The organism is Stenotrophomonas sp. pho (genome assembly GCF_006228405.1).
In the GTDB taxonomy this organism is placed as follows: domain Bacteria; phylum Pseudomonadota; class Gammaproteobacteria; order Xanthomonadales; family Xanthomonadaceae; genus Stenotrophomonas; species Stenotrophomonas sepilia.
Genome location: NZ_CP029759.1, coordinates 147218 through 157187, shown reverse-complemented (window position 1 = coordinate 157187; position 9970 = coordinate 147218). Strand labels below are relative to the sequence as shown.

9 protein-coding genes and 1 pseudogene are annotated in these 9970 nt (G+C 56.6%); 3 read left to right on the top strand and 7 right to left on the bottom strand.

Annotated elements, in window-relative coordinates; all coding sequences use genetic code 11:
* Positions 1–128 precede the first annotated feature (128 nt).
* The 4 genes from DL544_RS00710 to DL544_RS00695 form a co-directional block, all read right to left on the bottom strand.
* Entirely contained in the window at positions 129–692 is a 564-nt protein-coding gene (locus DL544_RS00710) for an RNA polymerase sigma factor (RefSeq protein ID WP_049429827.1), read from the bottom strand.
* Between the two features lie 14 nt (positions 693–706).
* Positions 707–1135, bottom strand: coding sequence for a periplasmic heavy metal sensor (locus DL544_RS00705; RefSeq protein WP_087948687.1), 429 nt, complete (start codon positions 1133–1135; stop codon positions 707–709).
* Positions 1136–1152: 17 nt separating this feature from the next.
* Positions 1153–1440, bottom strand: a complete 288-nt coding sequence (locus tag DL544_RS22270) for a CnrY/NccY family anti-sigma factor (protein ID WP_130768358.1) — start codon at positions 1438–1440, stop codon at positions 1153–1155.
* 178 nt (positions 1441–1618) lie between these two features.
* Positions 1619–1900: a hypothetical protein gene (locus DL544_RS00695; protein ID WP_049429828.1), complete on the bottom strand. Its 282-nt coding sequence runs from the start codon at positions 1898–1900 to the stop codon at positions 1619–1621.
* A 72-nt stretch (positions 1901–1972) separates the two neighbouring features.
* Here DL544_RS00695 and DL544_RS00690 point away from each other — a divergent pair, with 72 nt between their 5' ends.
* A complete protein-coding gene (locus DL544_RS00690) occupies positions 1973–2587 on the top strand; it encodes a hypothetical protein (protein ID WP_033836041.1) in 615 nt (204 codons plus the stop codon).
* A 153-nt stretch (positions 2588–2740) separates the two neighbouring features.
* Here DL544_RS00690 and DL544_RS22265 read toward each other — a convergent pair whose 3' ends face one another.
* The 3 genes from DL544_RS22265 to DL544_RS00675 are packed head-to-tail and all read right to left on the bottom strand — an operon-like array spanning position 2741 to position 7510.
* On the bottom strand, positions 2741–4072 hold the full coding sequence (locus tag DL544_RS22265; RefSeq protein WP_080355046.1) for a TniQ family protein: 1332 nt from the start codon (positions 4070–4072) through the stop codon (positions 2741–2743).
* 2 nt (positions 4073–4074) lie between these two features.
* A complete protein-coding gene (locus DL544_RS00680; protein ID WP_158229108.1) occupies positions 4075–5130 on the bottom strand; it encodes a hypothetical protein in 1056 nt (351 codons plus the stop codon).
* A complete protein-coding gene (locus tag DL544_RS00675) occupies positions 5120–7510 on the bottom strand; it encodes a hypothetical protein (RefSeq protein WP_130768356.1) in 2391 nt (796 codons plus the stop codon). Before DL544_RS00675 ends, DL544_RS00680 begins: the two co-directional genes overlap by 11 nt.
* A gap of 1033 nt (positions 7511–8543) precedes the next feature.
* On the opposite strand from DL544_RS00675, the pseudogene DL544_RS00670 reads away from it, so the two are divergent.
* Together DL544_RS00670 and DL544_RS00665 are read left to right on the top strand one after the other, a co-directional pair.
* Positions 8544–9484, top strand: a pseudogene (locus tag DL544_RS00670) (DUF2268 domain-containing putative Zn-dependent protease).
* 212 nt (positions 9485–9696) lie between these two features.
* Positions 9697–9969 (top strand): hypothetical protein, encoded by a 273-nt coding sequence (locus tag DL544_RS00665; RefSeq protein WP_005420910.1) that lies wholly within the window; start codon positions 9697–9699, stop codon positions 9967–9969.
* The last annotated feature ends 1 nt before the right edge of the window (position 9970 follow it).

Below are 9970 nucleotides of genomic sequence, written 5' to 3'. Positions count from 1 at the left end.
CAGGGCCAGCATCACCGTCAGGGCAAGCAATGATGGTTTCATGAGGATCCGGTGCAGTGGGGCCGCAATCTCGGCCGTCTTTCTGCACTACGCGGCCTGCGCGGCCTTCCCTCGAATCCGGCGAAAATTTATTTCCCGCGGCTCAGTGCATCTGTCAGCTTGGCCCGTGCTCTCAGTACGCGACCCTCTATTGTTTTGAGACTGATACCCAGGGCGGAAGCTGCTTCAACCTGGGAAAGGCCGACGAAGGCAGTCAGAACCAGGGCTTCACGCAGGCTCGGGTCGATCGTGTTGAGAACCCTTCTTACTTCTGCGAGCTCAAGCTGAGAGCCGGCAACCTGCTCTGGCCCGGCCTGCTCGGAATGCAGGGCGCGTCCTTCCTCGTCATCCAAAGGCTTGGCCCGGAACAGGAAATGGCGGACGCGTCGAAACCGTTGCGTATCACGAACCTTGTTGATTCCAATACGCATCAGCCAGGGAAGTACCGAGCGCGTCGGATCGTACTCTGACAGGCCTCGCCAAGCGGCAACGAATGTCTCCTGCACGACATCATCGACGTCGGTTTCGGGCAGGCCCATGCCTCGAACCATCTGCTTGATTGCTGGCGAGTGACGGCGGACCAGGCGAGCGAAGGCCTCAGCATTACCTGCCGCAGCTTCAACTGCCCAGTTGTTGTCGTCCTCGATGGTCACAACGTTTGTGTGGCTCAGGGAGAGTCGGTGCGAAGTGCTTCAAGGAGTGCCTTGTCGTAGGCCGGCCGGTGCTCGGGTTTCAAGCCCTCGCGCATCTCGAACACATGCTCGAGCGTGATGCGCTGGAGATCGCCCGCAGCCCGCTCCACCTCACGACTTGCACGTTCCACCTGGGGGTTCCATTTGGGGTCAGCCGCGATGGCGTCCGCCAGCTGGCGGTTGGCAATCCGCAGGCGCGCTTCGATCTCACCTCGCCTTGTTGCGAACAGCTGTTCCTTGGCCTGGAGGATCTGCTTCTCCGAGTCGTCCAGAGGCACCACGGCGTGAAGGCGTTCATGGAGATCGCTGTGCCCAGGATTGAGCGAGTGCCAGGTCCAGCCGATAGCCAGCGCGCACACGACGCCAATGATGGCGCCAGCGATTGTTGCCAGCGGCAGCCTCATGAGGGGTCCGATTGCCATCAGCGTTCCACCAGTAGAGCGTATGGGGACATGGAAGCTGGGGCCGCGACCCATGTCGGGCGCGAGGGTGCCTGGGTGACAAAGAAGGCGGAGCCTACTCCTCCGCAGGTAAGCACCGCCGCGAGCGCGGCGCATGCGAGTGCCCGGCGGAACTCTCGCTTACCGGCCCATTGCGAAGGGGAAGCTTCTTGGGACAAGCGCTGAACTAGCACATCAGTGGCCTGCTCATTGCCGCAGGGCCGAGTGGCAGCCGAGGCCCTTGTCAGCCATTCATCTACGTCACTCATTTGAAGTTCTCCTCATCTGCCCTTCTTTATACGCACGCCAATCCCCCTTCCCCTCAAAGCTGCACATCAGTTCCCTCCAGCATTCGTGCTTGAGTTCCCCAAGTCCCGCCCTGAATCGTCCAGAAAGCCCTGCTCTGGGCTTGGAGGCAATGCCACCTCAGATCGAGGTCCTGTTCCCCTAATCACCGACCTTGCCGCCCCGCGCCTCAATTTGCTGAGTCAACACCGAGAGCAGCTGCTGGAAGGCCGCGTTGAAAATCCACCCGCCCTCCGGCCCGTGAGCCTCAGTGATCCCAGGAAGAATCGACTCCCAGGCTCTCGATAACAAGTCTGGATCCGGATGCGTGATGATTAGCGTCCGCACCCCGTACTCCAGGGCCTTCAAGTAGCCACGGTGCGCCGCAAGATCTGTCTCGCACGCCTCTAAGCGAGCCTTTAAGTCAGAAATCTCAAAATTCATTCCAATGTGCTTCTAGATGGACAATCGTCACAATCCGCATGATATTGCCGCAAGCCAGTGGAGCGCGCGCACTTGAGTATCCTGAACGTCCTGCTTAGCCCTGAACGGATGCTGGTTGCAGTTGACACTCTCGCCGAGGATGCACTCACCGGCGCCAAATCGTCCGGCGCGAAGTTCTTATTGATTCCACAACACAACGTGGTGCTTGCCTGCCGCGGTAGCACTCAATTTTTCCTTCGGATCTACGCACTTATGCTGCAGGCCAGCTTTCGGGCGGACTTCACAATGGAGCAGCTAGCCAAGGAACTGACATTGGTGATCGACCAGCTTTGGCCTGAGTACGAGAAGGCAGCCCTTGAAGCAGGCCTGTCGAGGCAAACCCTAGGCACCGAACTGGTACTTGGAGGGTGGTGCCCACGCGCCGGACGAATGATAGCCACCGCCTACGCCAAGTCCAACAGCACCGCAGCAACGGTGGTGCAACCCTTGGTCGGAGGTCTGGCGTCACCCGGCGAGCCCTTGCGGGCCATGCCTGACAGCTTTGCGGCGGATGCGGTAATTGAGGCGGGCAGGATTCAAGCGGCATGGTTAAACAGCGCCGCTGGCCGGCAGGTCGCAGGTGGTCGCCTGCTGGCAATCGACCTGCGCCAAGGGCGATCGGTCGTCCAAGATCTTGGACAGCTCTGATGCTCTGCGCATCCGTCGACGTAGCAAACAGCACTTATGCCACCCTTCGGCACTATTGCTGACACCTCGCAACCGTGGAATGCACTCGTGTTCGTCAGGCAGACGGGGCATCTAAGACCAAGAGACTTCTAAGACCACCAGGAAGGCTTCAGCTCATAGATTGGGTATACGAGCTACGCCCTTCATCCCTCCGACTGGGAGAAGAAGGCTACAGGCAAGTTCCGCGGATCGCACGATGTTCGATGCGACATCCATCTCGATGTGGATTCGTTTTGCCACGGCTTCGGATATCAGCAGCTGTCCTTGTAGCGAAAGTTTCAACTGACATGCAAGACGAAATGCTCTGTTTATCGTTCTTCGCGAAACACCGCGAATCATCATCTGTTGCCGCCTTAGCCGGACCGCATAGTGAGCGTGGTGGTGCGGTAGGCCAGACTTGAACGACCCTCGTCTTCCGCTCAGCTGCGCAAGCACCTGGAAGGATGGAAGGACGCACTGGTCATCACCAAGCAGAGCGTCAATCAATCGAGCAAACTCTCTTCGCTCATCTGCCACTCGACCGCGTCCTAGTGGGAGCTCCGGATTCGATCCAATTCCAGGCAGAAGTTCGGACGCAGATTCGATAGGCTGGAGAAGAATGTCCAAGACAGAAACGCACTGATTTGCCGATAGATTGAGTAGCTCATTGAACTCTAATCGACTCGGATCATTCCTTCTAAAGAGTCTGAAGCAATTCACTCTAGTCCAGCTCTTGTAGTCAGAATAGCTTGCAGGCAAGCGTGCAGGAGGTCGGTAATCCAACTTTCGCCGCTCGCCTCTAGCCCCGACTGCCTCTATAAACACCTCCAAGTTCGAGAGTTCAAGCCTCTGATTTGGATGATTTGAGCACCAAGAGATCAGTTCCTCTATGCACTGATTGATCCAGCGCTGAGTCGGGTTCGCCGAGTCAAAGCGTGTGCGCCTGTCTAGGCGATCTCCGCAGGATGGGCACTTTCTCAATGCAATGCTCTTCAACTTCCCGAGTCCACAATTGGAACAGCTGTTCTCAATCCTGGCGTCGTGCAGCGAGCAGTGAGAATAAGCATCGAAGCTCCAAATCAGCCTCTCTGTGGCGCTCTCGTCCATATCGCTAGCTCCGATGCAAATCGGACACCAAGCGGCGTGTCGACTCCAGCTCGCTGCCCTTGAGGAGACGATCTCTGAGAGTCCATACAAAGTAGCACCGACAAGTGACTGCCCAGTCAGCTTCTCTAGTGAACGCGCACGCCGTACTGACACAGGCCCGAGCCCATCGAGTCTGCGCTGATCAATGTATCTAGACGGCACCTCCGACGAGTGGGTGTCGATAAGCTGAAGCAGCTTGCACCACGAAATTCCGCTGAGCTTAGCCAAGCGATTTGCGTATCCATTGAGCGACTCTGTCCAGGGAGTACCTGCATCACGAAGCTCAAGAGGTGGAAGTACCGTCCATCTTGGTGGTTCCATCCTCACAGATCGCCTTCGCTAGGCAATGAGCCCTTGATGGTCAAGAAGTCCGCTAGGCGTAGAGAACGCTTGCCATCGGCAAGTCTATTGAACGCGTCTATCTCTCCCCAGAGCAGCCTGTGGTTCCTTTCGGTTCCAGACGCTGCTCGCAGATGCCCGAGCTCGATGGTATTGGAACCATTGCGACAACGCTCTTCATTCGCCCGCATCAAGTACCGCAGAGTTGGGCCAAAAATTCCTCCTCCATTGAGAGCAATGAGCTCTAGGTTTTCCTGGAGAAGGCTACCTTTTGAAAGTGGAAATCCCTTGCCGATCGCCTTGATCAGAGAGGCGTAGGATCGCAGGTCGTCATTGTCATTCAGACCGTACGGACGCATATAGAGAACGTCAGATCTATTGAACACCTCTTGGGAATCCTCATAGAGCGTGGACGCTTCATGGGTTCCTATCATGATCGCCACACAACCAATTTCTTCAACAAGCGCCATGATGCCAAGCATGTAGTTGCGTGAACTCTGACTCTTCGGAACCCTGCAGATGTTCGCAGCCTCCTCTATGACGATGTACCTCAATCCGCGAATTCTAGACATGCGCTCAAACGAAAGACGAAGGTCTCTCTCCGCTGTTCTCGCGCGCACTTCACGCCAGAACACTGAAGAGGCTCGCCGCTCTGCGGCCACGTGCGTTTGGTCAGGATCGCCACCGGTTTCCATAGCATTAGTCCAGCTAGTGTCGGGCTCAGTTATTTCCTGATGTAGGCGCAAAGCGAAGTCTTTCGGATTGAACTTGTCGCCCTGATTCAGGATTGCCCTTACGGAGATCAGCGGCAAGTGGCCTGTTGGCCAAAGTTGGGGATTTCCTCCGAGCTCAGGCAACAGCTGCCGACGCAACTCGCTCTTTCCTGACCAGGAGGGCGCTATCAACCAAACAAAGTCTCCTGGCCGAGCTCTCGAAACTGATTTCAGTAGGCTGTGCTGGGTAGTTAGAAAGCGCTGATGTGGTATGAAAGGGAAGCTCATCTCATCAGCTGGAAAATGGGGCAGGATGCTAGCGTCCATGCGAATCCCCTTCCACAATGAGATCGGGGAGCTCATCAAAGTTGACGACCAATCTCGCTTGAACCTTCGATCGACTCGCATTTGGCGGGGCTTGCGTTTCCTTTCCACTTGCTAGCCCCATATCATTGGCTCGCTGCCTGGCGTTGGCCATGCTCGTCCTCTCATAGTTCTTACGCTGCAGCTCCTCCTTCTTGCTCTCAACATCCGGCGTGATGAACTGCTCCCACATTGCCTCGAAGTGACGATCCTGCTCGGAGTAGTGACCAATCTCCGAGACCTTCGAGCACCATGCCTTGTAGCGTCTCTTCGTGGTCTGAATCCAAACGAATGAAATATCCTCAGGATCACGCCGAGCACTGAGGATCTTCTCTTCATGCGCGCGCGACGCGAGATCCGCGTTCGTGTAGCTTCTCCTCCAGTGTCTGATCCCCCTTGTTCTTTCATAAGAGCATGATTTCAATTTCACTGAAGTTTGAAATAGGAAGTCATCGTCTACAACCGTTGGTATTCCAGAGTTTGGAGCAGTCAACTGACTGTTCTCAAATCGCTCTCGCGCACCTGCGAAGCCATCCACGGGCATCTCGGGCATCAGGCTGTACAGAAGGTGGTGAATTTCGGATTCTACGGTCGAGAAATCTAGGCGCGCGGTCGATCTGCTTTTGAATTTTCCATCGACACTTCTACCGGCTTTATCTGGCTTTGTGCTCCCAATCAATTTGTGGCTGACCATGGAATTGATAAGCCCTTGAACCGTCTCACACTGTGAGTTGAAGCGACTCGCGCCTGTCGGCACTGTGAGTATGGAGATGCCATAGGTTCGACAGAGATCACCTAAGGCTGACTTAAGATCAGTGCCTCGATCGATCACGATTGCGTGTGGAAGCTTCGCGTGCTCGCGCACATAGTTCCTCAGCAAAATTAGTGGCCCTTCGCGCCGAGCGGGACCGAAGACAAAGGCATGGGCCATAACCTTAGACGACGCTTCGTCACGGCCGCAGTACAGTACCGGGCAGTGGTCTTGCTGCCCTTCGTCTTCTTGTGTAAAGACTCGGTTGTCAACCTTGGTTGCATCGATGTGCAGGACAGAGTGCACAGCAAGCGCTTGGCCTGATCTAACCCGAGCGTCGGAACGCGGCCTATTTGCTTGATAGTTTCGCTTACCGCCGACAGCAAGATCACGTTGCCCCCTTGAAACGGATCGAACTCTTCTGACGAGCGCCTTCCGGCCAGGCACAGGAACGCCAGCGCACTCGCACTGCAGGGCTAGCTCACGATACAGATCGGCTAGCGTCGCAACCTTACCCTTTAGCCAATGTGAGCCAATGACTCCGCGTACAAGTTCTGATTGCGCGTGAGTGAGACGACTGGATCGGTTCCCGCACTTTGCGTAGTTGGTGATGAGATCATCTAGAGGATTGCGACCCTCTGCGCGCGCTAGTCTCACCCGCTCCTCCAACTTCCTCATCTTGGGTGTCGCTCGCTTTCCTTCACGAGCAAGGCATTCAAGCTTCTTCAGCCTTGCAACTGCCTTTGCCACATCAACTGAACTTGCGAGCGCAACTGGGCCGCTAGCTTCGGCATACAGGTTGTTGATGTTCTTACAGCACTCGGCCGCAATCGCCTCCGCCTGCTCTTGACTTAGGCTTAAGAGAAAGTTGCGCGTATCGGTAATCGGTATGTGCCCTATGGGCCCGTGGACTAGCCTATCCGCCAAGAGTCCTGCTGCGACCCCAGCGTTGAACCAAGGGATCTCTTCCATAAGAAACGCGATGCTTTTTGGCCCCATGTAAAGCTGCTTTTCCACCGCAGCAAAGCCCTCTCGGCGCACCATTGAGAGATCTTCATCCCAGTTTTGGTAGATGAACTGCAAGTTCCTATGGTATCGGCTGATGTTGCTGGGTGAGGCCCAGATCTTGTACTCGATCCCATGGGATGCTGCCCATCGCTCATACACCAGATTGCGATATTTCCCACCGTCCAGCACCCACTCTTCGGGCTTTCTCTCCACAAGAGTGCTGAGCTTGGAGATGGGCTTACATTCCACGATTTCCACGGAGGACCGTCGAACCACAAAGAAGTCTGCATGGGCGGTGCACACATGATTGCCGCGCCTTATGCCACGACAAGTGACCTGGCAAACATATGAGATGACGTCAGGATCAATTTCTAGCTCATATGCAAATGTTTGCTCGACTGTATGGCTTTCCAGCCTGCGAACATCGCGACACTTTCTTGAATAGAAGTCGACGACCACATTGTCCAGTGCATAGGCGCCAACGCTGCGCCCTGGTTCCTGGCCAAAGAGCTCGAGTGCGAAGGACCTATCTTCTACTGATAGATCTAGCGTTCTTAGATGATCCCTCAGCTGATCTGGGGTCATTGCCATCTCCCTCATGGTGGGAGATGGCTGCACGGCCCCCTCCCGCTTTGACGAGCACTTGAAAGAAGCACGGGTCGGGAGTAGATTCAGCTACGCGGAACTAAGCGCTAGCTGCGAACAAGCCCTGGCCTGCCAGCCAGGGTTTGTTGTTTCTTCTCCCCAGAGATCTTTCTTACTTAGCTCATTGCACGGGCTCCTTGATAGGTGCCTGCCGAAGGGACAAACGTCCACGGCGACCTGGAAGGTTCACCGCTTCGATGCCTAAGCGCCCCTGCACTGCAGCTCGTCTACCTGCATCTAGGCTACGGAATCCAAGTAGCTGCCTGGCATCCCCCACGCGAACACAGATCCCAGACTCATCAACGATCCTGTCTGCCAGTTCCTCTTCTGAGGACGCTTCAAGTGCCGCTCTTTGCAGGGAAAGTGCGTTCATTCCTCCAACATACGCAAACCAATGCTCGTTGCAAGCTCGTTGAGTCCCTCTGCATTTCGCAAGCCATAAATGGTTATACCTCCTTTAAAATCAATCCATTACAATCCTTGAAGCCTTAATACGTCGAGCGTTCTCCGGACGAGTCGAATGCTAGATTGGAGCCCATTGCGCGAGTGGAACTAACAGTGGCTTTTCATTTGTGGGTCCATGCCACATTGATTAGCGACTTCTTGCATTGCGCGTTGCGTCCATCCGAGATCCGTGCTGCCTCACTAGGTTCAGCCACGTCTTCACAACCTTGCATCGGAATCCAGGTAGGTGGCAGACGCCAGCAGACTGCACGGTCTGGAGAGCGGATATTCATTCGCGTACCCATAGTTGGTTCAGCTATGAAAGAAGTCTCCAACTATGCAATCATTTCCTTCGATATCAATTAGCTACGCTACGAGCGCCCCGACTATGGGGCCAAGGTGCTAATAGTCGGTGAATGTAGAGCCTCGGCTGCACCCAACTATGAGGCCAAAACGCGCTCTAACTATGGGCACGTGGCTACATGCATCCATCGCGTCACTGCTGTTTCCGCTTCATGCCCGGCGCACAGTGCGGGCTTTGCTGCTCTTCGCCCTGCCGATGATGCTGCAGGTAGCCAACGCAGCCGAGCGTACCCGCCCTTCCGGGCGCATCGTGATTCAGACCGACGATGTCGCGCGCTTCTTCAGCGTGCTGGATGCAAGCGGAGGGAAGCCAAGTGCCGACGATCTGCAGCGCGGCTATCTGCATGCGGGTACGGATGCACTACGCAGCTTCACTGACAGCCGTATCGGCTCGATGGATCGTCTTGCAGATGCGATCCAGCACAAACCTGCGCTGTTTGCCAAAGCCCGTACCTGTGCGACGGCGCTGCCGGAGATCCGCGAGCGGGTTGCCAAGGCACTCGATCGGTTGGGCACGCTGCTTCCCTCCGCACGTTTTCCGCCGGTCACCGTGCTGGTGGGTCGGGGAAACAGCGGCGGTGTCACCACGCCCGACGGCGTGGTGATCGGACTGGAGGCGCTGTGCAACGCCGACTGGATGCAGCCCGACATCGGCGATCGTTTCGTGCACCTGATCGCCCATGAGTACGTGCACGTGCAGCAGCCCGGTGCGAGCGTCGATGTCGCGCAACCGACCCTGCTCTATCAGACGCTGCTGGAAGGAGGCGCCGAGTACGTGGGCGAACTGATCTCGGGCAACCGGCCAACGCGCATCTGCGTCGTTGGACGCAGGGCCGCGAATGCGCCCTGGAACGCCAGTTCGCCCGGGACAGCGCCGGTACTGATCTGTCGCAATGGCTCTACAACGGAGCGGGCGACGAAACGCGCCGCGGCGATCTTGGTTACTGGATCGGCTACCGCATTGCCGCTGACTACGTTGCCCGCACCGATGACAAAGCCGGTGCCGTCGCCACGCTGCTGGAGGTGCGCCCGGATAGTGCGCCGGCATTGTTCGCCGCAAGTGAATGGCGCCCGACGTGTGGGCCAGTGGAAAACGGGAAAGAATGAGGCCGTCTTCAGGCTGATGAATTGGGCGATTCGAGCAACCGCAAGGCCGTCGCCTCTGCGCACATCAGCTCGCCTGATCTCACTCGTTAAGCTTCGCTGACGAACATATTTCACAACCCTTCCACGTCTTCCAACTTCAGCTGAAAGCGCTTGTCAGCGTGGGGAACAAACGCCGCTATATTCCAGCTTCCCCAGACGAAGGAGGGAGTGCAATGAACCTGAACCCGCAACACATGAAGACGGCCCGCGCACTTGCTGTCGCGCTCATCGCCACCGTGAGCCTTGGCGCTTGTGCCACCTACAAGGACGAGTTCGCAACCATCAACTCGCGCCTCGATCAGCTCGATGTAAAGGTGCAGGGCGCTGCACAGAGTGCCGAGTCCGCCAACCAGTCGGCACAGCAGGCCAACCAGCGCCTGGACCAGATCGAAGGCCGCGTGCAGCAGCTTGAAAGGGCACCCGTCGGACGCAAGCCGCGCGGCTGAT

Excerpts from the sequence above, each read along its gene's own strand:
- DL544_RS22270 (WP_130768358.1), bottom strand. The coding sequence starts at position 1,440 with ATGAGTGACGTAGATGAATGGCTGACAAGGGCCTCGGCTGCCACTCGG.
- DL544_RS22265 (WP_080355046.1), bottom strand. The coding sequence starts at position 4,072 with ATGGAACCACCAAGATGGACGGTACTTCCACCTCTTGAGCTTCGTGAT.
- DL544_RS00705 (WP_087948687.1), bottom strand. The coding sequence starts at position 1,135 with ATGAGGCTGCCGCTGGCAACAATCGCTGGCGCCATCATTGGCGTCGTG.
- DL544_RS00665 (WP_005420910.1), top strand. The coding sequence starts at position 9,697 with ATGAACCTGAACCCGCAACACATGAAGACGGCCCGCGCACTTGCTGTC.
- DL544_RS00695 (WP_049429828.1), bottom strand. The coding sequence starts at position 1,900 with ATGAATTTTGAGATTTCTGACTTAAAGGCTCGCTTAGAGGCGTGCGAG.
- DL544_RS00680 (WP_158229108.1), bottom strand. The coding sequence starts at position 5,130 with ATGGACGCTAGCATCCTGCCCCATTTTCCAGCTGATGAGATGAGCTTC.
- DL544_RS00675 (WP_130768356.1), bottom strand. The coding sequence starts at position 7,510 with ATGACCCCAGATCAGCTGAGGGATCATCTAAGAACGCTAGATCTATCA.